This is a genomic window from Staphylococcus sp. GDY8P54P, from assembly GCF_017892645.1.
Taxonomy (GTDB): domain Bacteria; phylum Bacillota; class Bacilli; order Staphylococcales; family Staphylococcaceae; genus Staphylococcus; species Staphylococcus ureilyticus.
The window spans coordinates 177,978-203,465 of sequence record NZ_JAESLN010000006.1; the positions used below are offsets into that span (position 1 = coordinate 177,978).

Consider the following 25,488-nt stretch of genomic DNA (forward strand, 5'->3'; position numbering starts at 1 on the left):
AAATAAAAAAATGACGACCTGTGTAAGGCCGTCAAAAATAGAAGCTTAATTATTTAGCAGCATTATATAATTCATCAACTTTTTCCCAATTTACAACGTTCCAGAAAGCACTAATATATTCTGGACGTTTGTTTTGGTATTTAAGATAATAAGCATGTTCCCAAACGTCTAAGCCTAAGATAGGTGTTTTACCTTCAGTTAATGGGTTATCTTGGTTTGGAGTTGTAACAATTTCTAAATTGCCATTATTAACAACTAGCCAAGCCCAACCTGAACCAAAACGAGCTGCAGCTTTATCTGCAAATTCTTCTTTAAATGCATCTAAAGAACCCCATTGTTCCTTAATTTTATCAACTACAGTTCCTTTTTCTTCAGAGTTTGGAGTTAATAATTCCCAGAATAATGAATGGTTTAAGTGTCCACCACCATTATTTCTAACAGCTGTTTGAATATTTTCTGGTACACTGTCTAAATTTGCTACAATTTCTTCAATTGATTTAGATTCTAAATCAGTACCTTCAATTGCTGCATTTAATTTAGTAACATAAGTGTTATGATGTTTGTCATGGTGGATTTCCATTGTTTGTTGATCAATATGTGGTTCTAATGCGTCAGAACCATAAGGTAAATTTGGTAATTCAAAAGCCATAAATAATCATCCTCCTAATTAATCTGTAAATAAAGCATAACAACTAAAAATGATTACAACAATGAATATGCTTACAAACTTATTCAAAAGTCATAAAATTATATTTGTTATCTTTAGTTCCTTTACTATTATATCTCAAAATAGTGGATTTTAAACATAAAGGACAAAGTATTTTAAAAATTCAATAAAATTCAGACTAATGACCTATATTTAGAAGGGAACTTTTTAGTAATAAGCGTCGATAGGTGCTATTTTACATTAGATACACGCTAAAAATTTTAAGCATGCTGACAAGCTTCACATATGCCATATACTTCTAATTTGTGTGTGTGAATATCGACTTTTGGTAAAAAAGCCTTTATCTGTTCAATTGGACAGAAATCAATAATTTTTGTATCACCACATGATTCACAAATAAAGTGATGATGGTGGTGATCTGTACATGCTATTCTAAACTTCATTTCACCGTCGAGTTCGGTACCCTCAACGATGCCTAAATCTTTAAATAAATGTAAATTTCGATATATTGTATCAAATGAGATACCTGGATAATCTTTGTCTAACTTTTGCTGTATATGTTTTGCGTTAATGTATTTATCTTCTTCTATAAAAACATTTATCATATCTCTTCTTTTATTTGTATACTTGTGTCCTTCTGCTTTTAGAATATTAATTGCTTCATCTGTTTTCATTATTAATAGCCCCTTTCACAGTTTTAAATTTAAACTTTTGATATGACATCATCATTGCTAATAAAAGTACAAGTAATACGACAATTACGCCTCCAGGGGAAATATTCATATAAAATGCTAATACTAGCCCTGCTATAACTGAAAATTCACCAATTAACACGCTTAATATAATAAGTTGTTTGAATCCTTTTGTCATACGCATTGCTATAGCTATAGGTAATGTAATTAATGCACTTACCAATAAAATACCTACGACTCTCATAGAAGCAGATATGACCATCGCGACGATAATAATAAATAAAAATTGTATCCATTTCGGAATACCTATCACTTTACTATATTCTTCATCGAATGAAAGAATGAATAATTCCTTATAAAATAACAATATAAATGCTAATACAATAATAACGATTGCGATAATAGTTGATAAATCACTGATAGTTACAGCACTGATTGATCCAAATAATAATCCAACAATTTCTTGATTAAAACCATCTGCAAGTGAAATAAAAATGGCACTTAATGCTATTCCTGCACTCATTATAATAGGGATCGCAATTTCTTGATAATTACTATACGATGTTCTAAGTTTTTCAATCAATAACGCACCAATGACTGCGAACAATATCCCAAACCACATTGGATTAATAAAAGTTAGTGCGGGTGCAATAGTCACGAAAAACATCCCGAATGAGATACCACCAAGTGTAACGTGACTTAAAGCATCTGCAATTAATGATAGCCTTCGTACAACAATAAATGCACCAATTAATGGGGCAATAAAACCAATCAAAATACCACTTAATAGAGAGTATCTCATAAAATCAAAATTTAATAATGCCTCAATCATGATGAACAACACTCCCTATTATGTTGGTGATCTACAAATTGTATAGGATGACCGTATATTTTAGATATTTCTACCTCATCTAACGATTTAAAATCCTCTGTCGTGCCATGAAAATGCAGATGCTTGTTTAAACATGCTACTTCTGTAGCAGTATCAGCCACGACACCTATATCATGCGTAACCAAAATGATAGTTACGCCTTCATTTTTTAAAGTTTCTAGTGTTTCATAGAATTCACTAACGTGTTTTGCATCTATACCGTTAGTTGGTTCATCTAATATAAGGACTGAAGGGTTACTGATCAACGCTCGTGCAATTAATACACGTTGTTGTTGCCCACCAGATAATTCGGCAATATTTTTATTAATTAAATGGCCTATATTCAATCGATTTAATACGGCTTCCACTTTATTTTCATCCTTTTTATTAAACCACTGAAATAACTTTTTACGTTTCGTCAGCCCACTCATCACGACTTCTTTAACACTTGCAGGAAAACCTGCTTTAAAAGCTTGAGCTTTTTGTGAAACATAACTAATCTTGTATAAAGATTGTTTTCCATTATATACATTACCATCTACAAGTATTTCACCTTTTTGCAACGGTAACAATCCTAAAATAATTTTTAGCAAAGTTGATTTACCGGCACCATTAGGTCCAACTATAGCCAAAAATTGTCCTTTATTAATTTTAATATTAATATTTTCTAATACTTTTTTGTTTTCAAAATAATAATCGATGTTTTTTAATTCGAACACTGGAGTAGTCATCTTTTCACCTCGTTCTATACTATACAACTTGCAAACAATTATGTAAATAGTAATGTTTACGAATTAACAAAAAAAGGATGATCTAGAAACTCATTTTGAATTGAGTTCGCTATGTCATCCTTTAAATACATTTATCTATTTTTTCACATTTTTGATTATAATTCATTTTTTTTAGTATTATTGCATTAAAATTTTATCCTTTAAACTTGGATCAAATTGTTGTTGTTTAAGCATTTCAATTTCAAATTTATAAGGTGGTTTTTTATTCTTTTTATCTTCACCAACATAGGGTGTTTCAAGTATTTTGGGAATGTTTTTAAACGTATCATGATGAACGATATAATTTAAGGCATCAAATCCGATATAACCAAAACCTATATTTTCGTGTCTATCTTTATGAGCACCAATATCATTTTTACTATCATTTACATGAACAACTTGTATTCTATCTATGCCTATAATCTTATCAAATTCATTCAACACACCATCAAAATCTTCTTTTACATTATAGCCTGCATCATGAGTATGACATGTATCGAAACACACAGATAAACGTTCATTATGATTGACACCATCTATAATTCGAGCGATTTCTTCAAAATCCCTCCCAATTTCTGAACCTTTGCCAGCCATTGTTTCAAGTGCAATGCGTACATTATTGTCATTCGTCAGCACTTCATTTAGACCTTCTATGATTTTATTAATACCAGCGTCCGCACCTTCTCCCACATGTGAGCCAGGGTGCAATACTATGTCTTTAGCACCAATGGCTTGCGTTCTTTCAATTTCACTTTGTAGAAATTCTACGCCTAGATTAAACACATGTGGTTTGACAGTGTTTGCAATATTTATTATATAAGGTGCATGTACTACAATATTTGAAAGACCGTACGTTTGCATTAATTCTTGTCCTTGATCAATATTTAGCTCTTCTATTGGCTTTCTTCTTGTATTTTGTGGTGCACCTGTATAAATCATAAAAGTAGATTCACCGAATTTATGTGCTTCTTCAGCTGAACCTGCCAACATTTTTTTACCATTCATAGATACATGAGATCCTAATAACATAGTAGTCACCAATCCTTTATTTATTTTTTCTGGCTTGACGATTTTGTTTCTTACTGTATTTTTTACGCTCTTGACGTTTTAAATGTTCAAGATCACGTTGGAATTTTTTCTTATAGCCAGGTTTTACTTTTTTCTTATTTCTCTTCACTTTATTTTTTAATTCATTTGTTAAATGATCATCTTTATTCTTACGTGATTGACGTGTATTGTGTGCTTTAATTGGCGATAACTCATCATTTTTTATATCAACATTTTCAAATTGATAACCTCGTTGTTCTATTAACGATATGTTTTCTTCTTCTTCAGGGCTATATAAGGTAATCGCCACGCCCTTGTATTGCCCTCTACCTGTACGGCCAACACGATGCGTGAAGAAATCGATATCATTTGGTACATCAAAGTTAATCACATGGCTTACGCCTTCAATATCTATTCCACGCGATGCTAAGTCACTTGCAATAACATATTGAAATTCTAAGTTACGAATACGCTTCATTTGTTGTTTACGCTCTCTTGGCGTTAAACCACCATGTATCATACCTAATTTTAAACCGGCAGTATTTAACTGGTCTGCAAGTTCGTTTGCATTATCACGACTATTACAAAATATAATACATAGATATGGATTTAAAATATCAATGAGTTTTATTGTTTTTTCTATCTTTGCTTCACCCTTTGTCGGAATTAAATAGAATTCAATATTTTTTTTATTTTTTTGAACATTTTCAATTTCGACGTATTCAGGATTTTCTAAATATTTATTTAAAAATGGATGTAATGATTTAGGAATAGTAGCGCTAAACACAGCTATATGGGAGTATTCATCTAAACGTGTAGCAATGTGGTCTACCTCTTCTATTAATCCTAAATCAATCATTAAATCAGCTTCGTCCACAACTAAATAAGAAGCCAAATGCACATGCAAATCTCCATGTTTAGCTAAATCGTTTATCCGAGTTGGTGTTCCTATAATAAGTTGCGGTTGATTCTTAGCGCGTTGTCTATCTTTTTCTATATCTGTGCCACCAATAAAAAGTTTAACAGATAAATCATCTTTGTAATCAGCTAAATGACTAGCGACATCAAATAGCTGTTGCGCTAATTCCCTTGTTGGAGCAACGATGATTGCCTGTGGTTCTTTAATATCGACATTTATTAAATGTATCAGTGGTAATAAAAAGGCATGGGATTTTCCAGTGCCTGTCTGAGATTGTCCAATTAAGTTTACTTGTTTTAATATTTTTGGAATAACTCTATTTTGTACTTCTGTAGGTTGATTAAAGTTCAAATTTCGTACCGCGTCAATTAAACTTGGGTCTAAATTAAACTTATCGAATGGGTGATTTGCCATGATTTGGCCTCCTTAAATCTTCATCTTTTCTATTATAAAGCATTCGCAAACGATTTTGAACTAATTATTTTATACTAAATTGGCAGTTATCAAATATAATTTAAATGTAAGTGAAGCTGGAACATAAGGATGCACAGCCTAGAAAAAGATTACTAGTCATTGACTAAAATAAATTTTATTTCTTGATAGTAACATGCATGGCAATTATAAATAATTAAATGGATCTGTGTTGAGGTTAGATGACTTAATTTCAAAAGTAATATCATCTGGGTTAAACCAATCTATTAATAAATTACACAAACCATCTTTCATTACATATTCACTATAATGGTTAATATCTAATAAGTTAATACCAGCAGTTTTTGCATCTAATGCATCATGATGTTTAATATCACCAGTGATAAAGATATCTGCACCTTGTTGAGCGGCTTGAGTCTCAAATCCAATACCGGAACCACCAATAATCGCAACCTTCTTAATAATTTGATCTAAATTACCAACATATCTTACACTTGGCATTGCCAAATTCGCTTTGACATGCTTCACAAATGTAGATATATCCATCTCGGATTCTAAATCACCAATCATACCTAAACCATAATTCGCTTCTTTTTCCATTTTTATAAAATCAAAAACTGGTGTTTCGTATGGATGATTATTTTTAATTAATTGTTCTGCTAAATCTTTTTGATATGCTTCAATCATAAATTCTAATTTAAATTCTTTTACTTCTTCAATTTTATCTATTGAGCCAATATGTGGGTTGGCACTACCAGTAGGCTTGAATTGTCCATTCCCTGAACTTTCAAAGAAACAATATTTATAATTTCCTTCTTCAGCTAAACCTGCATCACTCAATGCATCTTTAAATGTTTTAAGATTCTCTTCAGGTATAAACACTTGTACCTTATAGTATTTTAAAGTTTCTGGATTTAAAATATGTTGGTTCTTCAATTGAAGCTTTTCTGCTAACATTGCATTAACACCTTTTGGATAAACATCCAAATTTGTATGTAAAGCAATTAAATTAATATCATTTTTAATTAATTTTCGTAAGATAGCACCATAGCCTTCTTGTTGAATGATATTATTAACACCTTTAAATATAAGTGGATGATGACAAATAATTGTATTGAAACCTTGGTTTATTGCTTCATCAACAATTTCATTGGTACAATCTAGCGCGGTTAAAACACCTGAAATTTCAGCAGATTCGTCTCCGATTAACAAGCCGACATTATCCCATGACTCTGCAGTTTCAAATGGTACATGCTGATTTATTACTTGGAGTAACGTTTTAATTTTCATTTACAACACCTCATTAATTAAATTGATTTCGTTGTTAATTTCATTTAGCCGTTCACGATGTTTTTCAGTATTCAATTGATCTTTGATTTTTTGCAATGCCTGTCGTTCTCTTTCCCATTTTTTAAAAAATAATTCATGTTTCTTTTTTAATAAAATCGGTCCAAACTTTATTTCTGATTTAGTAAGTCTTTGTGTTTGTTGTTCAAAATAATCTGCCACTATTATTTCATATATATGACCTTTTTCTTCTAAAATAACTTCTTCAATAATCTTGTAATGCATGGAATCTAACAAATTTCTAATCGCACTAGATTGTATATTACTTTGTAAAATAAGCCTCGGATGGGCAGTTAATTTTTCTTTACCTTCTTGAAGGATTTTAGCTATTAACGGTCCACCCATACCACATATAGTGATGGAATTAACTTGATCATTTGACTGTAATATCGACAATCCATCACCTAGTCTAACATCGACATGATTACTTAACTCATGTTCCACAACATTTTTTTTCGAAGCTTCAAACGGTCCTTGGATAACTTCTCCAGCAATTGCATTTTTGACTAAATTGTTTTCAATCGCATAAATCGGAAGGTATGCATGGTCTGAACCAATATCCGCTAAACAATCACCTATTATATATGTACTTACTTTTTTTAATCTTTGATTTAATATAACCATAAAAGCGCTCCTCTATGTAAATGTAAAAAGCTCTTTTGTACGACTAGGTACAAAAGAGCTGAAAAATTAGTCCATAAAGTCTTTAAGACGTTTACTTCTACTCGGATGTCTTAATTTTCTCAATGCTTTAGCTTCAATTTGACGAATACGTTCTCTCGTAACGCCGAAGACTTTGCCTACTTCTTCTAGTGTACGTGTTCTTCCATCATCAAGTCCAAAACGTAAGCGCAGTACATTTTCTTCTCTATCTGTTAATGTATCTAAGACATCTTCCAGTTGTTCTTTTAATAATTCATAAGCTGCATGATCAGATGGACTTTGGGCTTCTTGGTCTTCAATAAAATCACCTAAGTGACTGTCATCTTCTTCACCAATTGGTGTTTCTAATGAAACTGGCTCTTGAGCTATTTTTAATATTTCTCTTACTTTTTCTGGTGGTAAATCCATTTCCTCACCAATTTCTTCTGGTGCTGGATCACGACCTAAATCTTGTAATAATTGTCTTTGTACACGGATTAATTTATTAATTGTTTCTACCATATGCACTGGAATACGTATTGTACGAGCTTGGTCTGCAATAGCACGTGTTATTGCTTGACGTATCCACCATGTCGCATATGTTGAAAATTTAAATCCTTTATTAAAATCGAACTTTTCAACTGCTTTTATTAAGCCCATATTACCTTCTTGAATTAAATCTAAGAAAAGCATGCCACGACCAACATATCTTTTGGCTATACTGACTACTAAACGCAAGTTTGCTTCAGCTAATCTTGACTTAGCAACTTCGTCCCCTTGTTCAATTCTTTTCGCCAATTCTATTTCTTCTTGCGCATTTAATAAATCGACACGTCCGATTTCTTTAAGATACATACGAACAGGGTCATTAATTTTAACACCTGGAGGAGCACTTAAATCATTAGGATTTAATTTTGCATCTTTGTCAGAACTATCTTTTTCGTTTACCAAACTGATATCGTTATCTGTTAATTGATCAAATAGTTCGTCCATTTGATCAGAATCCATCTCGAAGTTTTGCAATTTCTCTGCAATTTCTTCATGGCTAAGATGCCCTTCTTTTTTACCTTTTTCAATTAAGTGTTTTTTTACATCTTCTAAAGTTAGAGATGGGTCTATTGTTTGCTTTTTAAGTGTAACTTTATTTCCAGACATGAAAAGGCCTCCCGAATATAATATCAACTTGAAACCATGATATCATTTGATAGATAATCTTAATACTATCTACCCATAAATCATACGGTTTATTCAAGTTGTTAAACCCAATAATCTACAGATATATTCATTTTTAATTTAATTCATTCTATTTTTATTGAAGTTTACAATTTTTTCTAGGTAATATTTCTGCAACTCTAAATCACCTAATCTAGAAGCCTCCCGTAACTTTTGATTAAGCGATTCAATCGTTTCTTCATTTCTATTTGTTAAAAGTGTGTCTAAATAATCATCGATTTCATGTTCATATGGTTCTTCATTTATCAAATAGTTATCCAATGATATAAATGCTTCTTTAATGTCATTTGTATCGATATATTGTAAAACATCACTAATATTAAACGTATCATTCTCAGAATAAAACTCATGTAAAACATTAAATATACGCTTAAAATACTGATTTGTAAAGTCTTCTGTTTGAAGTAATTTATGATAATTTAAAAAAATATCCTTATCATTCATAAAATGTTTTAATAAAGCACGTTCTGCTTTTTCTTGCTTATTTAAATGAGTGAATTGTGGCACACTAGGCATTTGATATGACTGTGGTTGATAATAATCTTCACGTAGTCCTACTTCATTATTTAAACTATCCATGCTTACTTTAAACAATTCTGACACGTCTTGCAATATCTTTTTGCGTAAAATCGATGACTTCATTAATGAAATATCATTTGTGATTTCTTTTAAATACCTTTCATATGCTAAATCATTATTTTCTATTTCTTCTTGATGCATATGGACTTTATAAAGAATAAATGCTTTTTTTTCATGTTCCACAAAATAATTAAACGCATCTGCACCGTGTTTTCCAATATACTCATCCGGGTCCATGTTTTTTGGTAGTTGAACTACAAAAACATTAAATCCTTGTTGCAATAATATTTGCCCAGATTTTAAAGTGGCCTCACTACCCGCAAAATCACCATCAAACATTAATGTCACATTTGAAGTGAGTTTTTTCATAAATGCGATATGTTCTTGTGAAATCTGAGTTCCCATACTTGCCACAACTTGATGCAAACCTGCGTAATCAGCTTTTATCACATCCATAAAACCTTCAAGTAGTATAATTTCATCATTTTTACGAATTGCTTTTCTAGCTTGATCAACGTTGTATAACAATCTTCTTTTTTGAAATATCGGTGTTTCAGGACTATTGAGATATTTAGGCTCTTGATTTGTATATGTTCTTCCTGAATAACCAACTGTTCGACCTTGTGCATTTGATAATGGAAACATAATTCGATCCCTGAAACGATCATAATAGCTGAAATTCTCTTCATTCCTAGACAATAAACCCGCTTCATATGCTAATTGAATATCATAACCTTTTTTCTGTAAAAAGTCATGGCAAAAATGTGCATTTTTAGGTGAATAACCTATTTTCCGACGATCTATGAGTTCATCTGTAAACCCACGTTCTTTTAAATAGTTTAACGCTGCTTCTCCTTCAACGGTTTTTTTTAATGCATAATGATAGTAATCTTGCATTAATTCATGCATCTCAATCATTTGCAAATCTTCAGAAGCAATTTGATGATTAGTATGCTGTTCTGACGTTGCTTGAGGTGTTTCCACTTCAATATTTACACGTTCACCTAATAACTTTACAGCTTCAGTAAAAGAAACGTCTTTAATTTCTTGAGTGAATTGAAAGACGTTTCCTCCTTTTTTACAACCAAAGCAATGGCAAATTTGTTTATCTTCAGAAACAGTAAATGACGGTGTTTTTTCATCATGAAAAGGACACAACCCAATGTAATTGCGCCCTCTTTTTTCTAATTTAACGTATTCACTTACTAAATCGAGAATATCTGTTTTTTCTTTTATTTCATTAATGGTTGCTTGTTCAATTCGCAAAATTATCACCTATTAGACAGTAGTTATAATATTATAATAGAAATTCTTATTTTAAGAAACTGTTTTGCTCAATAATACTAATGATGTCATTTGCAGTTTCTTCAATCGCTTTATCAGTTACGTCTATAACAGGACATCCAATTTTTTCAACTAATTCATTGAAATAATTTAATTCTTCTTCAATACGTTGCTCGGTAGCATATCTTGCACTATCACCTAAGCCTAATTGCTTTAATCTTTCTTTTCTGATGCGATTTAATTTATCCTCACTTATCTTTAAGGCAATGCATTTTGAAGTATCAACATTAAATAAATTATCTGGGGGTGTGACTTCTGGCACAATAGGAATATTCATCACCTTATAACTTTTATGTGCAAGATACTGTGAAAGAGGCGTTTTTGAAGTTCTAGATATGCCCAATAGAACGATATCAGCTTTATCTAAACCTTTTGGATCTTTACCGTCATCGTATTTTACTGCAAATTCTATAGCGTCAATTTTTTTAAAATATGCTTCATCTAATTGGTGCACGAGTCCGGGTTCAAAATATGGTTGCTCATCTATTTTATCTAATAATATATTCATCAATGGGCCCATAATATCTACAGATTTAATTTGAAATTCTTTAATTTTTGCTTCCATATACTTTCTTATTTCTGGTTTAACTAATGTATAAACAACTATCGCTTCAGTATCTTTAGCAACTGAGATTACCTCATCTACGTTTTCTAAAGCTTCTATATACGGATACCTACTAATTTCACTTTCACATTGATTTGGGTTAAATTGTGAAATACATGCTCTTGCTACAAGTTCAGCAGTTTCACCTACTGAGTCAGAAGCAACAATAATTTTAATATTTTCCATTTAATACATACCACCTATTCATTTAGTAAAGAGACAAAAATTTTAGTAATTGTTGTTTTAGAAATACGGCCCTTCACTTCATATTTTCCATTTTCTTTTTTATTCACAATTGGTAAAGAATCAATTTCCTTTTCAATCATTAGGTTTGCAGCAAATATGACACGTTCGTCTTCCAATACAAAGCTTAAATTAGGCATACGAGTCATTATAATATTAACAGGCATAGTATGTATATCCTTACCTATCATCGAAGCACGTAATAAATCCTTCCGAGAACAAACGCCTATAAAATCTCCTTCATTATTTATAACAAATAACGTACTAACATCCTCTAGAAATATAGTACAAATCGCATCATAAACTGACATTTCACTTTTCACTACTACAGGGTGTGACGCATAATCTTTAACAATATATTGTTTTAATTGATCAGCAATTAATTTATTTTTGGGTTTTCCAGAATAGTAGTAGCCTACGCGTGGGCGTGCTTCTAAAATACCAGACATTGTAAGTATTGCTAAATCTGGTCTCAAGGTCGCTCTTGTAAGACTAAGATGTTCTGCTATATGTTCACCAGTAATAGGTCCATTATTTTTGACAATATCAACAATTTGTTGTTGTCTTTTATTCAGTTCTATAAGACTTCACCCCTTTACTCATTACATTTAATTATACATTGAATTATAAATTGCTACAAATACATATATTTACTTGCTAATAATCAACCAATACATTAAAATTATATTTAAAGCGAGTTAAGGGTGGTGAAAGCTTAACATAACAATTGGCTAAAAATTTAAAAAGAAGTTTCAAAGGCGAGTGTACTCACTAAATTGGGTGGAACCGCGGGTTAATAATATTTTATTAAAAACACATAATTATATGTGATTAAAAATAATTAACTCGTCCCAAGGCAATGATTAAGTTTTTTTCTTTTTCTTTGTCTTGGGGCGTTTTTATGTTAAAAGGAGTGTTTTTTTTGGCAAAAGATATGGAAACAATTGTTCAGTTAGCAAAACACAGAGGATTTGTATTCCCTGGCAGTGATATTTATGGTGGTTTATCAAATACGTGGGACTATGGCCCATTAGGTGTAGAATTAAAAAATAATATTAAAAAAGCATGGTGGCAAAAATTTATCACGCAATCTCCATATAATGTAGGGATTGATGCAGCAATTTTAATGAATCCAAAAACTTGGGAAGCATCTGGTCATTTAGGAAACTTTAACGATCCAATGATAGACAATAAAGATAGTAAAATTCGTTATCGTGCAGATAAAATAATAGAAGACTACATGGCGAATGAAAAAGGAGACGAAAATTTCGTAGCCGATGGTTTAAGTTTCGATGAAATGAAACGTATTATTGATGAAGAAGGTATTGTTTGTCCTGTAAGTGGAACTGCTAATTGGACAGATATTCGTCAATTTAACTTAATGTTCAAAACTTTCCAAGGTGTGACGGAAGATTCTACAAATGAAATTTTCCTACGTCCTGAAACTGCGCAAGGTATTTTTGTCAATTACAAAAATGTTCAACGTACAATGCGTAAAAAATTGCCATTCGGGATTGGTCAAATCGGTAAATCATTCCGTAATGAAATTACACCTGGTAACTTCATCTTTAGAACACGTGAATTTGAACAGATGGAATTAGAATTTTTCTGTAAACCTGGTGAAGAAATAGAATGGCAAAATTATTGGAAAACTTTTGCTAGCCAATGGTTAAAAGACTTAAATTTAAGTGAATCGGCAACACGTTTACGTGACCATGATGCAGATGAATTATCCCACTACTCAAATGCAACAACTGATATAGAATATCGTTTCCCATTCGGTTGGGGAGAATTATGGGGTATTGCAAGTAGAACAGATTATGATTTAAAACAACACAGCGAACATTCTGGTGAAGATTTCCAATATCATGATCAAGAAACAGGTGAAAAATACCTTCCATATTGTATTGAACCATCACTTGGTGCAGACCGTGTTACATTAGCATTCCTTTGTGATGCGTATGCTGAAGAAGGTGTTGAAGGTAGTAAGGATTCAAGAACTGTATTACACTTCCACCCTGCATTAGCACCTTATAAAGCTGCTGTTTTACCATTAAGTAAAAAATTATCTGGTGATGCAATTAAAATATTTGAACAATTAAGTGCAAACTTTGCAATTGATTTTGATGAATCACAATCAATTGGTAAACGTTACCGCCGTCAAGATGAAATCGGTACACCATACTGTATAACATTTGACTTTGATTCACTAGAAGATCAACAAGTAACTGTACGTGACAGAGATACGATGGAACAAGTACGTATGCCGATTGCTGAATTAGAAAGTTTCTTAACTGAAAAAGTGAAATTTTAATTTTACTTTTTCAAGTTATACTTTGAAAATAATAGTACAAAATGAAAACGTCAATTTCTATATAATTTATAGAAATTGACGTTTTTGACTTATAAAAATTTATTTCTCATTAATTTTGACTATATTAATTTGAATGATCTAATCTTTGTAATTGATTAATAAGCTTTTGACTTTTGAAATACATACCTGCATATTCACTATATAACATTATCATTAATTGCGACATTTCATTAATAATATCTTGATGTATACTCAAGGCGTTCATTTTACTGATAGGTAAATTTTGTAGCACATCTAATAAGTAAAGCGTTTTATTGGATAGTAGTAAAGCATTTGGATCTTGAGATTTTGCATGATTTGAAATTGCACCATCAAATTTAAAACTATAGCCAATGAGTTTAGCTTGGTCATCATCACCAGTGACTACACAATGATTGAAAATTGCGCTAAACCCAAACTTTGACATTGATTTAATTAATACAATTACCGACATCAACTGTGCGGATACACCACTTTTAATTTTATCTAATACAAAATGTAATAATTCGTAGCTAAACTGTGACAGTTCATCATTATCAATAGATCGATCTATCGTTTCAGTACATAAACTAGCATAACTACTCTCATAAATATCTAATCGAAGATGATAATTTTGATCGATGACATCTACTGAACTTAAAGTTCCCATGCCTTTCCACTTAGAATAAATAAACAAGCCATAAACAAATAATTGCGTATTAGCTTGCAAACCACTCTTGCTCTTTTTGGCACGGCGAACCATAAGTGGAATTTTTGCACCGTATTCATTTAAAATTGTAATAATTTTATCGGATTCGCCATAATCAACCGTTTTAATAATGATACCTTTTTGTTTGATTAACATTTTAGCTCACCGACTCTCAACTTAATCTTGATCTTCTAAATAGCCCATTTGACGAATAAAGTTTACTTTATTTCGCCAATCTTTTTGAACTTTTACCCATAGTTCTAAGTACACTTTAGACCCCAACAAGCCTTCAATATCTTGACGTGCTCTTTTCCCTACTTCTTTAAGTTTTTTACCACCTTTACCAATCACTATTCCTTTTTGTGAATCACGTTCTACAAAAATCGTTGCTTCAATCCTCACACGTTCTTCATCTTCTTTAATCATACGATCAACATTGACGCCTATCGCATGTGGAATTTCTTCATTCGTTAGGTGTAATATTTTTTCACGAATGAGTTCGCTCACTACAAACTGTTCTGGGTGATCAGAAATTTGATTATCCGGATAGTATTTTGGCCCTTCAGGTAAATATGATTTAATAACATTGATAAAATGCTCAACATTTAATCCTTCTAAAGCAGATATAGGGACAATTTCGGTGAAATTCATATATTTTTTATATTTTTCTATTCTTGGCATGAGCTCATCCGGATGGACGAGGTCAATCTTATTTAACACTAAAAACACTGGTGTCTTGACTGATTTCAACATTTCCATTATGTATTCATCGCCTCGACCAATATCTTCATTAACATTAACCATAAACATAATGGCATCAATTTCAGATAGTGTGTTTGTTGCAACACGCATCATATAGTCGCCTAATTTATGTTTAGGTTTGTGTATACCCGGTGTATCTAAAAAAATAATTTGTGCATCTTCTTGAGTCATGACACCTTGAATTTTATTTCTTGTCGTTTGTGCTTTATCAGACATAATAGCAATTTTATGTCCGATGACGCGATTAACAAAGGTAGATTTACCTACATTAGGTCTACCAATTATTGTTACAAATCCTGATTTATGTGCTGTCATTATTTTAAATCCTTTCCAGAAAATCCTAGAGGTAATAAATCACTAACTGTAGATTGAATCATGTCACCTTTGTGATTAGTCATATATACAGGCATTTCGTCATCACAAAGTTCTTTTAAAACCTGTCTACAAGAACCACATGGCGAAGAAGGTGTTTCTGCATCAACGGTTACAGTGATTGATTCAAAATCGCCAGGTCGATATCCATCAGCAATAGCTGCAACCAGACTTGATCTTTCTGCACATATACCTAATGGATAAGCGGCATTTTCTACATTTGCGCCGTGATAAGTTTTACCATCTTTCGTAATTAAGTACGCACCTACTTTAAAATTACTGTATGGCGCATAAGCTTTGCTTTGTGCTGTTCTTACTTCCTTGAAATAATCGGGTTGGTAAGCCATAATTTAACACTCCTATTCAATTTTTAATTATTATAGTATTTTTCCAAACTAAATGTTGCTTAATATATAGATAGATTAAAAATCGTATTTTCTATTTTATAAAATATGGTAAAAAAACAATAAGTCCTATTACCAACGCAATTATCGAAGCAAGCATAACACTAGCAGCTGCAGTGTCTTTAGCTTTCTTTGCAAGTTCATGATATTCATCTGTAATCAAATCCACTACATATTCTAGTGCTGTATTCATGGCTTCAAAAGTTAACACAAATCCTATAGCGATGATGATTAAAAACCATTCAACTATATTTATTTTAAAATAAAAACTCAGTAAAATTGCAAAACATGCAAAAATAATGTGGATTAAAAACTTTTTATCTTTGTTAAAGAGGACCAGTAAACCTTGAAAAGCGTACTTAAAACGTTTCATAACTATCTCTAATCTCTTGGCAATCCATAAGCATTTAAAATTTCATCTTGTCGACCAAACATTACCTTTTCATCAGCTTCATTTATATGATCATAACCCAATAAATGTAAAAAGCCATGAAGCGCGAGAAAACCAAGTTCTCTTTCAAAAGAGTGCCCATATGCATCTGCTTGTGATTGAGCAACTTCAGTGCATATGATAATATCTCCGAGTACTCTTGGTATATCTAACCCACTGATTTCAGGTTCATCTTCCTCTAATGCAAAGGATATTACATCTGTCGCCTTATCTTTATCTCGATACATTTTATTAATTTGTTGAATTTCCACTTTATCTACAAATGTCACAGATAATTCGGCATCATTTTCTATGCCTTCTTGTTCTTTTGCAAAAGAAAGAAGGTCGTCTATTTGCTTAAACCATTTTTTATCGACTAATTTAGTATGATCATTAAAATCTATAGTGAACATTTATTCTTCTCCCTCATAGCGATCAATTATTTTACTTACAAGTGGATGACGCACAACATCGTTTTGGTCTAAATGATGGATACTTAGACCTTTTACATTGTGTAACTTTGCTATTGCTTCTTTAAGACCACTTTTAACACCTTTAGGTAAATCAATCTGTGTCTTATCACCGGTAACAACCATTTTCGATCCAAAACCTAACCTTGTTAAGAACATTTTCATTTGAGCATGTGTAGTGTTTTGTGCTTCATCTAAAATAACAAATGCATCATCAAGCGTTCTCCCTCGCATATATGCTAACGGTGCTATTTCTATAACACCACGCTCGATAAATCTAGCAGTTTGTTCTCTTCCTAAAACGGTATTTAAACCATCATATAATGGACGTAAATAAGGATCAACTTTCTCCTTCAAATCACCAGGTAAGAATCCTAATGATTCCCCAGCTTCTACTGCAGGTCTAGTCAAGACGATACGTTTAACATTACCCTTTCGTAATTGCTTGGCAGCATAAACAACAGCTAAAAATGTTTTCCCAGTACCTGCTGGTCCAACACCAAATACCAAGTCATTATGATACATAGCATTGACGTAAAGTCTTTGCCCCATAGTTTTAGCCCTTATTGTTTTACCAAACGCATCTTTAGTAATTTCGTCCTCATATAAATCTAATAAGTAATGAATCGTACCATTTTTTGCCATTTTAACAGCAGCTTCTACATCTTTGAGCGATATTGTAACGCCTTGCTGTATGACTTTCAATAAATTAATTAGTACTGATTCTGCTTGTTCTACATGCTCAACTTTTTCACCTTTAACGGCTATTTCTTGTCCTCGAGCATGTATTATGACATCAAATCCCTCTTCTATTGATTTTAGATTTTCATCATTGTTACCAATGAGTGCTTGTGCTTCATTGATGTCATCTATTTGAATAATTCCAGGCATATAGTTGCTCCTTTACAAATATATTCGTTTCTATTATTTTATCCTATTAGATTTTAAGTTACAAAAAATAATTATGATGCATGATATGAAATAAGCATTATTATAAAAATAATAATTTGAATAAATCATACTGCAACTTCAATATTATTATATCATGAAATAATCTCATATTATTTCAAAGTGAATTAAAAATTGACATTAATTGTTATTTTTATGTAAAGCAAAGCATTGTGATAGACTGCGTGAAATTTATCAAGCATTAAATACTTTGAAATTAAAAATAACTCAACTCACAAAGTCAAGATTCTAACTTTATAAGTTGAGTTTAAATAAATTTATAATTGTTTTGGTCGTTCTAAAACTTCAGACCAAATAATGCCATTAACAACTTCATCATCTGCAAATCTATATTGAGCATTTGTGCCAGAGCTTTGAACAGAATGCGCATTCATTAACTGTTTTAAACGATAACGCTTAGTTCTCTCTGATAAATATTTATCAGAAATAATATCTCGTGCTTTTTTCTCAGTTCTTTGTATTTTTTTCTCAGTTTCACGATCAATCTCATTACGCACGTCTTCTATTTGACCCATTAAATCAGCTTCAAGCTCTTTTTTAAGTTTATCATCTTGTTGCTTTTGCTCACGTTTTACTTTTTCAGCTTCTGTTTCATTATGTTTAGGAGCTGATGATGATTCTTGTTGAGGTGTCTCAGTTTCCATCTTTTCAGCTCGTGTCTCAGCAGGTTTATTCTGCTTTGGTGTATGTTCTTCTTGAGAAAAAGGACCATCATTAAATTGTTTTTCTAACTCAGAAAATGTTTTACCGATTTCTTCAAGGAAACCACGTTTTTGTGGTGGTGCTTCAGATTGATTTGGCTGTTTGTTAGATGGCGGTTGTTGTTTTTTTCGTTTTTTATGACTATCATCGTTAATAGCTCCAATTATTGTAAAAATGACAGATACTACAAAGATAATAATACCTATATTCATTTAATCACCCCTATTTATTATTCCGGTGATTCATCATCTTCTTTTTTTGTACGTTGGTTAATAGAATTTCTCATACCAGTATCTGCTTCAACATTTTTCAGATTATAATAATCTTTCACACCAAGATTTCCTGAACGCAATGCTTCGGCCATAGCTAGTGGAACTTCTGCTTCCGCTTCAACAACTTTAGAGCGCATTTCTTGTACTTTTGCTTTCATTTCTTGTTCTTGTGCTACTGCCATTGCACGACGTTCTTCGGCTTTTGCTTGTGCGATATTTTTATCAGCAAGCGCTTGCTCAGTTTGTAAGTCTGCACCGATGTTTTTGCTAATGTCTACGTCTGCAATATCAATCGATAGGATTTCGAAAGCTGTGCCTGAATCTAAACCTTTACTTAAAACTGTTTTAGAAATATTATCAGGGTTTTCAAGCACTTGTGTGTGATGTTCACTAGAACCAATTGTAGATACAATACCTTCACCAACACGTGCAATAATTGTTTCTTCTCCAGCACCACCGACCAATCTTGCAATATTTGCGCGTACTGTAATTCTTGCTTTTGCTTTAACTTCGATACCATTCATAGCTACACCAGCGATAAATGGTGTCTCAATTACTTTAGGGTTTACAGACATTTGAACAGCTTCTAACACATCACGGCCAGCTAAGTCTATAGCTGCACCACGCTCAAAAGGTAAATTAATATCTGCTCTTTGTGCAGCGATATTTGCATCAACAACACGATCAACATTACCACCTGCTAAATAATGTGATTCAAGTTGATTTGTTGTCAAGTTTAATCCTGCTTTATGAGCTTTAATTAAAGGTGATATTACTTTACGTGGAGAAACTCTACGTAATCTCATTCCTACTAGGGTACCAATGCCTACTTTTACACCCGCTGCGATTGCTGAAATCCACAATCCAACAGGTACAAATGAAAATAATAACAATAATGCAATTACGACTATAACTGCTATAATTAAAATTCCAATCATACTCATTCTCCTTTATGTTTCTATTTCTCTCACAACAACTCGGGTACCTTCAACTTCAAGAATAGTTACTTTTTTATTGCGTAATATAAAAGAACCGTCTGAAACTGCATCGATACGTTCATCGTTATAAATAATAATTCCTGCTGGTCTTAAATCTGTAGATGTAACTGCAACTTCTCCAACTAAATGAGAGCGATCTTCATGTGATGTATAACCTGCTTCTGCATTTGTAGAATCCTTCAATACAACTTTATCTAAAAACGGTATTTTACGTTTGAAAAATTTCACAAGTATCACCCACTCTATGATTGATAATATTAAGGCAACGACAACATTAGCAATCATGTACACTAAATTGTCACCTAAAGTAACAATACTAAAAACGATTAATGCCATACCTATAATGCCTATAACTGCACCTACTACAAATAATTCAATAATGACGAATATCACACCAATAGCAAATAAGACAACTGAATAAAAGTTAACATCGCCTTTTATAAAAAATCCTAAAAAGAAGATGAATAACGCTAATGTTGATATAATTCCGATAATATTTATCCTATTTGAATATAACTGATACAAAAAGCCTAAGAAGATAATACAAGTTAATATCAAAGCACCTATTGGACTAACAATAAAGTTAGAAACGTTGTCTATCCAGTTTCCGTTTTCAACAAGTCTAGTTGAAAAGATTGTATGTATATTGCTTATCGAAGGAATCACTATATCACCTCACTCTCAATTTAATTATACATGAAATAAATATATGATTATACCGTTTACACAATAAAATTCATAATGTTATTCATTTTTAATTAAATGCTAGAAATATAAATATAGTCTTTTTCAATCTACTGTAAAAGAAGTAAACATTAATATTTGTTCATAATGTAAACGTGGTTGTTTTCTTAAATATGTATCATGTTATTTCAATGTTTATGACATCATTGTATAGGGAGAAGGATTATAGATAGTCACTTTCTTAACATATAAAAATAATAGCCTTAGCTGAATAAACAACTAAGGCTATTATGGTTTATAATTAATGTTGGTGTTGAGGGAGTCAACGAAACAATTAATTATTTGAATTTACGTTTACGTGCAGCTTCTGATTTCTTTTTACGTTTAACGCTAGGTTTTTCGTAAAATTCACGTTTACGTACTTCTTGAATTGTACCGCTTTTAGAAACTGTACGTTTGAAACGACGTAACGCATCTTCAAGTGATTCGTTCTTTTTGACTACTGTTTTAGACATGTGTATTTCCCTCCCTCCAAATATCAACGAAACTTTATAATCATTACACGGTAATTACCATGTATTAATTAGTATAATATATCTGATTAATGTGGTCAATTAGTAAAATTTTAATTTCATGATTCATTTTACACCATCAAAAGATGTTTGCAGTTAAATCATTGTTCATTAAAATTTAAACAGTAATTGAATGTTCTGTTGTATTGGTAGCATGATCCACTACTCTTAGTAACTCCCCATGATTGATTGGGTAATCAGGTTGAGTAATTTTAATTTTTACAAGCTCGCCAATCAGTGATTCATCACCTTCAAATTGAACTTTCATATAATTATCCGCAAAACCTATTAAAGTCCCTTGCTCACTGCCAACTTCTTCTGGAATGACTTCAAGTACCTCTTGGTCAAATTTAGATGCATATGATTTAGCCAGTTGATCACTTAAATGAATTAAACGATGTACACGTTCATTTTTAATATTTTCGTCCACTTGGTCATCCATTCTTGCAGCTGGTGTACCAATTCTAGAAGAATACGGAAATACATGTAGTTCTGAAAATTGATGTTCAACAATAAAATCATATGTTTCTTGGAATTCTTCTTCTGTTTCACCTGGGAAGCCAACAATGACATCACTTGTAACTGCCAATCCAGGTAGCGCTTCATGTAAACGCGTCAATCGCTCTGAAAAATGAGCCATAGTATATTTTCTTCTCATTCTCTTCAATACTGAATCAGATCCAGATTGTAAAGGAATATGCAGATGACGCACAACTTTGTTTGACTGTTCAATTACACTAATGACTTCATCCGTTAATTGACTAGCTTCAATTGATGAAATTCTGATACGTTCTAATCCATCTATCGTTTCTAAATCACGTAGTAATTGTGCTAAATTATAATTCTTTAAATCCTGGCCATATCCACCTGTATGGATACCAGTTAAAACAATTTCTTTATATCCTGAATTTACAAGTGTTGTTGCTTGTTCTATCACTTTTTCAGGATCTCTGGAACGCATTAATCCACGTGCCCAAGGAATAATACAGAAAGTACAAAAATTATTACATCCTTCTTGTATCTTCAATGAAGCTCTTGTTCTGTCTGTAAAGTATGGAACCTCTAATTCTTCATATGTACGATTTTTCATGATGTTTCCTACACCATTGATTGGTTGTCTTTCTTTTTTAAACTCATTGATATAACCGATTAACTTCGTTCGATCTTGTGTGCCGACCACTATATCTACACCAGGTATTTCCATAATTTCAGCAGGAGATGTTTGTGCATAACAACCTGTAACACATACAACTGCGTCTGGATTTTGTCTTATAGCACGTCTGATAACTTGTCTACTTTTTTTATCACCTGTATTCGTAACCGTACATGTATTGATAACAAATACATCAGCATTTGTTTCAAAGTCAACACGCTCGTATTCTGCTTCTTTAAATAATTGCCAAATTGCTTCGGTTTCATAATGATTCACTTTACATCCTAATGTATGAAATGCAACCGTTGACATAAATATCACCCCAATAAATCTTTTTGAAAGCTTACAGCACTTAATGTGTATAAAGGTGCAGTTTCAGCTCTTAATATCCTAGGACCTAGACCGACTTGATATGCTGAACTTCCAAATAACTTAATTTCTGATTCAGACAAACCACCTTCTGGTCCAAAAATGATTAACACACGATCACCAGGTTCAAATTTTTGAACAACTGCTTTAAAAGTACTTTTTTCCCCACACTTAGCAGATTCTTCATAAGCAATCAATACATAATTATATTCATCAATAATATCATAGATTTCCTTTAAATTCGACTTATACTCTATCTCTGGAATAATTAGCCTATAACTTTGTTCAGCAGCTTCTTTTATAATCCTTTGCCAACGTTCTAATTTTTTAGTTACTTTATTTTCATTAAGTTTTACAACTGACCTTTGCATACCAACAGCAATAAATTGGCTTGCGCCTAACTCTGTTGATTTTTGTATCATCCATTCATACTTATCTGCTTTAATTAAACCACTGCAAATTGTTACATGTTGTGGTAACTCTGTATTGATATCCATTTTTTCTATTAATACAATTTCGATTTGATCCATAGTTATATTTTCAATTTTACATTTATAAACTTTTTGATCTGAAAAAGTAATAATAATTTGATCGTCATATTGATATCGCATTACATTTGTAATGTGATGTATATCACTTTGATCAGTAATAAAAAAACGCTGATTTACATCAGCGTTTTGGTCAATAAAATATCTCTGCATTGCTTAATCGCTCACTTTCTGTCCAACGATACATACCCAACCGTTTTCATGATTAATAGAAATGATTTTAAACCCAACACGCTTCATCTGTGCTAAAATTGTTTCATGCTTTTCTGTTATAATACCAGAAGTTATAAAATAACCATCTTTATTTAAAGTATTATAAGCATCTTCAATCATTTCTTCAATAATATGAGCTAAAATATTCGCAATAACGACATCAAATTTTTCAGTTTCTTCTGTTAGTAAATTACCTGGCACAGCTTCAATTGCTTTAACACAATTATTTTTTTCGAAGTTTTCCTTCGCAACTTTAATAGCCATTTCATCTACATCAATCGCTTTTATGCGTTCTACTCCTAATAAATATGATGCAATGCTAAGTATACCTGAACCTGTACCAACATCAATCACTGAATCATCTGGCTTTACAAAGTGTTCAATCGCTTTCAAACACATGCTAGTGGTTGGGTGGTCTCCTGTACCAAAAGCCATTCCCGGATCCAATTCAATACACATTTCTGCTTCGTCTTCTTTTTGATAGGTTTCCCAACTTGGAACTATCGTAAATTTTTCAGAAGCTCTAAAAGGATGAAAATAATTTTTCCATTCATTTTCCCAGTCATGTTCTTGAATCGTTTGTTGTTGATATTCAAATATGTTTGTATCCAAAGATTCAATGCTTTTAATTTCATGAATCAGATCTTTTTTAAAGTCTTGAGTATACTTCATTTCATTAAAATAAGCTTTAACCCTTACGCCGTTAACTGGGTAATCATCAGGGTTTAACTCATAAATTTCACCAAACTTATCAGCAAAACCATTTTGAAGATCTAATGAATCTTCGATAACAACCCCGTTTGACCCGAATTCTTCTAAAATATTAGAAATAATAGGTATCGTATCATGATTTGCAGTGATTGATATTTCAGTCCAGTTCATTTTTTTATTCTCCTTTAAAGAATCTTTTTGCTTTGTCCTTAAAATTTGATGGTTGTTCAGTTAATGATTCACCATCAATATCAGCAAATTCTCTTAACAATTCTTTTTGACGTTCATTTATCTTAGTAGGTGTAACAACTTTTACATTGATAAACAAGTCACCATAACCATATCCATGAACATTTTTGACGCCTTTTTCTTTAAGACGGAATTGTTTACCTGATTGTGTTCCGCCAGGAATTGTTAACATTACATGACCTTTTAAGGTTGGAACCTTGACTTCATCACCAAGCGTTGCTTGCGCAATACTAATATCTTGTGAAAAGTAAATATCGTCGCCGTCTCTTTCAAAAGTTTCAGATGGTTTAACTCTAAATACAACGTATAAATCACCTTGTGGTCCACCGTTTTCTCCTGGTGCACCTTCACCTGCTAATCTTATTTGTTGTTCATTATCTACACCTTCAGGTACTGTCACATTAATTTTAACTGTTTTATTTTCAGTACCTTTACCATGACATGTTGGACAAGGTTCTTCAAATTCTTGACCAGAACCACTACATACTGGACAAACTTTTTCAGTTCTAACTCTACCTAAAATCGTATTTTGTTCTACTGCAACATGTCCTGAACCATTACAGTAATGACACGTTTTTTTCTTAGTACCCGGTTTAGCACCTTCGCCATCACAGGTATGACAAGTTACATCTTTGCGAATTGAAATTTCTTTGTTTGTACCGAATACGGCTTCTTCAAAGGTAACAGTCATTGTATATTGTAGGTCATCACCTTTTCTAGGTGCATTTGGGTCTCTTTGACGTCCACCACCAAAGAATGAACTGAATATATCTTCGAAGCCACCACCGAAACCGCTAAAGTCTTGACCACCAAATCCTTGGCCGCCAAAACCACCTTGTGGTCCATCATGACCAAATTGATCATAATTTGCACGTTTGTTTCCATCACTCAATGTTTCATATGCTTCTGAGATTTCTTTAAATTTTTCGTCTGCGCCTTCTTCTTTATTGATGTCAGGATGATATTTTTTTGATAATTTACGGTAAGCCTTTTTTATTTCATCTTTAGAAGCGTCTTTACTGACACCTAAGATATCATAATAATCTCTTTTGGCCACTTTTATCTCTCCTTTTACGATGGATTAAATTACTTATTAAAAAGGAAAAAGTCAAAGCCAATGTTCAATTGACTTTGACTTAATTTGGCTAAGCAATTGTGTCATATTTTGCTTTTAATAGC

Annotated in this window: 27 protein-coding genes; 1 reads left to right on the top strand and 26 read right to left on the bottom strand. The window is 32.1% G+C overall.

Annotated elements, in window-relative coordinates; translation table 11 throughout:
* Positions 1-49: 49 nt before the first annotated feature.
* The 12 genes from KA883_RS01505 to ccpN all read right to left on the bottom strand — a co-directional run bounded on the left by KA883_RS01505 (position 50) and on the right by ccpN (position 11,971).
* Positions 50-649: a superoxide dismutase gene (locus KA883_RS01505; RefSeq protein WP_046208161.1), complete on the bottom strand. Its 600-nt coding sequence runs from the start codon at positions 647-649 to the stop codon at positions 50-52.
* Between the two features lie 278 nt (positions 650-927).
* Positions 928-1,341 (bottom strand): Fur family transcriptional regulator, encoded by a 414-nt coding sequence (locus KA883_RS01510; protein ID WP_046208160.1) that lies wholly within the window; start codon positions 1,339-1,341, stop codon positions 928-930.
* Positions 1,328-2,191, bottom strand: a complete 864-nt coding sequence (locus KA883_RS01515) for a metal ABC transporter permease (protein WP_046208159.1) — start codon at positions 2,189-2,191, stop codon at positions 1,328-1,330. The genes KA883_RS01510 and KA883_RS01515 overlap by 14 nt, the downstream gene beginning before the upstream one ends.
* Positions 2,188-2,961: a metal ABC transporter ATP-binding protein gene (locus KA883_RS01520; RefSeq protein ID WP_064208902.1), complete on the bottom strand. Its 774-nt coding sequence runs from the start codon at positions 2,959-2,961 to the stop codon at positions 2,188-2,190. The genes KA883_RS01515 and KA883_RS01520 overlap by 4 nt, the downstream gene beginning before the upstream one ends.
* Positions 2,962-3,138: 177 nt before the next feature.
* A complete protein-coding gene (locus tag KA883_RS01525; RefSeq protein ID WP_046208157.1) occupies positions 3,139-4,029 on the bottom strand; it encodes a deoxyribonuclease IV in 891 nt (296 codons plus the stop codon).
* Between the two features lie 16 nt (positions 4,030-4,045).
* Positions 4,046-5,380: a DEAD/DEAH box helicase gene (locus KA883_RS01530; RefSeq protein WP_210139827.1), complete on the bottom strand. Its 1,335-nt coding sequence runs from the start codon at positions 5,378-5,380 to the stop codon at positions 4,046-4,048.
* Positions 5,381-5,584: 204 nt separating this feature from the next.
* The gene (locus KA883_RS01535) at positions 5,585-6,688 is read right to left on the bottom strand and encodes a Nif3-like dinuclear metal center hexameric protein (RefSeq protein WP_046208155.1); all 1,104 of its coding nucleotides are present in this window, start codon (positions 6,686-6,688) and stop codon (positions 5,585-5,587) included.
* Positions 6,689-7,369, bottom strand: a complete 681-nt coding sequence (locus KA883_RS01540) for a tRNA (adenine(22)-N(1))-methyltransferase (RefSeq protein WP_046208154.1) — start codon at positions 7,367-7,369, stop codon at positions 6,689-6,691. It abuts the gene before it with no gap.
* Positions 7,370-7,435: 66 nt separating this feature from the next.
* A complete protein-coding gene (gene rpoD, locus KA883_RS01545) occupies positions 7,436-8,542 on the bottom strand; it encodes an RNA polymerase sigma factor RpoD (protein WP_046208153.1) in 1,107 nt (368 codons plus the stop codon).
* 138 nt (positions 8,543-8,680) lie between these two features.
* Positions 8,681-10,465: a DNA primase gene (gene dnaG, locus KA883_RS01550; protein ID WP_046208152.1), complete on the bottom strand. Its 1,785-nt coding sequence runs from the start codon at positions 10,463-10,465 to the stop codon at positions 8,681-8,683.
* A 46-nt stretch (positions 10,466-10,511) separates the two neighbouring features.
* Positions 10,512-11,333 carry a pyruvate, water dikinase regulatory protein gene (locus KA883_RS01555; RefSeq protein WP_046208151.1) on the bottom strand — a complete coding sequence of 274 codons (822 nt, stop codon included), beginning with the start codon at positions 11,331-11,333 and terminating at the stop codon, positions 10,512-10,514.
* A 14-nt stretch (positions 11,334-11,347) separates the two neighbouring features.
* Positions 11,348-11,971 (bottom strand): transcriptional regulator CcpN, encoded by a 624-nt coding sequence (gene ccpN / locus KA883_RS01560; RefSeq protein WP_075100076.1) that lies wholly within the window; start codon positions 11,969-11,971, stop codon positions 11,348-11,350.
* Between the two features lie 341 nt (positions 11,972-12,312).
* Between ccpN and KA883_RS01565 the strand changes: the two genes are divergently transcribed.
* A complete protein-coding gene (locus KA883_RS01565) occupies positions 12,313-13,704 on the top strand; it encodes a glycine--tRNA ligase (protein ID WP_040030033.1) in 1,392 nt (463 codons plus the stop codon).
* 124 nt (positions 13,705-13,828) lie between these two features.
* Here KA883_RS01565 and recO read toward each other — a convergent pair whose 3' ends face one another.
* From recO to dnaJ, 14 genes are all read right to left on the bottom strand, one after another.
* The gene (gene recO / locus KA883_RS01570) at positions 13,829-14,587 is read right to left on the bottom strand and encodes a DNA repair protein RecO (RefSeq protein ID WP_046208150.1); all 759 of its coding nucleotides are present in this window, start codon (positions 14,585-14,587) and stop codon (positions 13,829-13,831) included.
* A gap of 21 nt (positions 14,588-14,608) precedes the next feature.
* On the bottom strand, positions 14,609-15,508 hold the full coding sequence (gene era, locus KA883_RS01575; RefSeq protein ID WP_046208149.1) for a GTPase Era: 900 nt from the start codon (positions 15,506-15,508) through the stop codon (positions 14,609-14,611).
* The gene (gene cdd / locus KA883_RS01580; protein WP_046208148.1) at positions 15,508-15,912 is read right to left on the bottom strand and encodes a cytidine deaminase; all 405 of its coding nucleotides are present in this window, start codon (positions 15,910-15,912) and stop codon (positions 15,508-15,510) included. Before cdd ends, era begins: the two co-directional genes overlap by 1 nt.
* A gap of 91 nt (positions 15,913-16,003) precedes the next feature.
* The gene (locus tag KA883_RS01585; protein ID WP_046208147.1) at positions 16,004-16,342 is read right to left on the bottom strand and encodes a diacylglycerol kinase family protein; all 339 of its coding nucleotides are present in this window, start codon (positions 16,340-16,342) and stop codon (positions 16,004-16,006) included.
* A gap of 8 nt (positions 16,343-16,350) precedes the next feature.
* Complete coding sequence (gene ybeY / locus KA883_RS01590; protein WP_046208146.1) at positions 16,351-16,812, bottom strand: rRNA maturation RNase YbeY; 462 nt, start codon at positions 16,810-16,812, stop codon at positions 16,351-16,353.
* On the bottom strand, positions 16,813-17,760 hold the full coding sequence (locus tag KA883_RS01595) for a PhoH family protein (protein WP_046208145.1): 948 nt from the start codon (positions 17,758-17,760) through the stop codon (positions 16,813-16,815).
* Between the two features lie 335 nt (positions 17,761-18,095).
* Positions 18,096-18,752 (bottom strand): hypothetical protein, encoded by a 657-nt coding sequence (locus tag KA883_RS01600; RefSeq protein ID WP_046208144.1) that lies wholly within the window; start codon positions 18,750-18,752, stop codon positions 18,096-18,098.
* Positions 18,753-18,769: 17 nt separating this feature from the next.
* A complete protein-coding gene (gene floA / locus KA883_RS01605; RefSeq protein ID WP_026034799.1) occupies positions 18,770-19,756 on the bottom strand; it encodes a flotillin-like protein FloA in 987 nt (328 codons plus the stop codon).
* A gap of 6 nt (positions 19,757-19,762) precedes the next feature.
* Positions 19,763-20,455: an NfeD family protein gene (locus KA883_RS01610; protein ID WP_438873265.1), complete on the bottom strand. Its 693-nt coding sequence runs from the start codon at positions 20,453-20,455 to the stop codon at positions 19,763-19,765.
* 377 nt (positions 20,456-20,832) lie between these two features.
* Entirely contained in the window at positions 20,833-21,009 is a 177-nt protein-coding gene (gene rpsU / locus KA883_RS01615; protein WP_002483157.1) for a 30S ribosomal protein S21, read from the bottom strand.
* A 175-nt stretch (positions 21,010-21,184) separates the two neighbouring features.
* Positions 21,185-22,531, bottom strand: a complete 1,347-nt coding sequence (gene mtaB / locus KA883_RS01620; RefSeq protein ID WP_046208141.1) for a tRNA (N(6)-L-threonylcarbamoyladenosine(37)-C(2))-methylthiotransferase MtaB — start codon at positions 22,529-22,531, stop codon at positions 21,185-21,187.
* Positions 22,532-22,536: 5 nt separating this feature from the next.
* A complete protein-coding gene (locus KA883_RS01625; RefSeq protein ID WP_210139828.1) occupies positions 22,537-23,289 on the bottom strand; it encodes a 16S rRNA (uracil(1498)-N(3))-methyltransferase in 753 nt (250 codons plus the stop codon).
* Between the two features lie 3 nt (positions 23,290-23,292).
* Positions 23,293-24,231: a 50S ribosomal protein L11 methyltransferase gene (gene prmA, locus KA883_RS01630; protein WP_046208139.1), complete on the bottom strand. Its 939-nt coding sequence runs from the start codon at positions 24,229-24,231 to the stop codon at positions 23,293-23,295.
* A 4-nt stretch (positions 24,232-24,235) separates the two neighbouring features.
* Entirely contained in the window at positions 24,236-25,366 is a 1,131-nt protein-coding gene (gene dnaJ / locus KA883_RS01635; RefSeq protein ID WP_210139829.1) for a molecular chaperone DnaJ, read from the bottom strand.
* Positions 25,367-25,488: the final 122 nt, after the last annotated feature.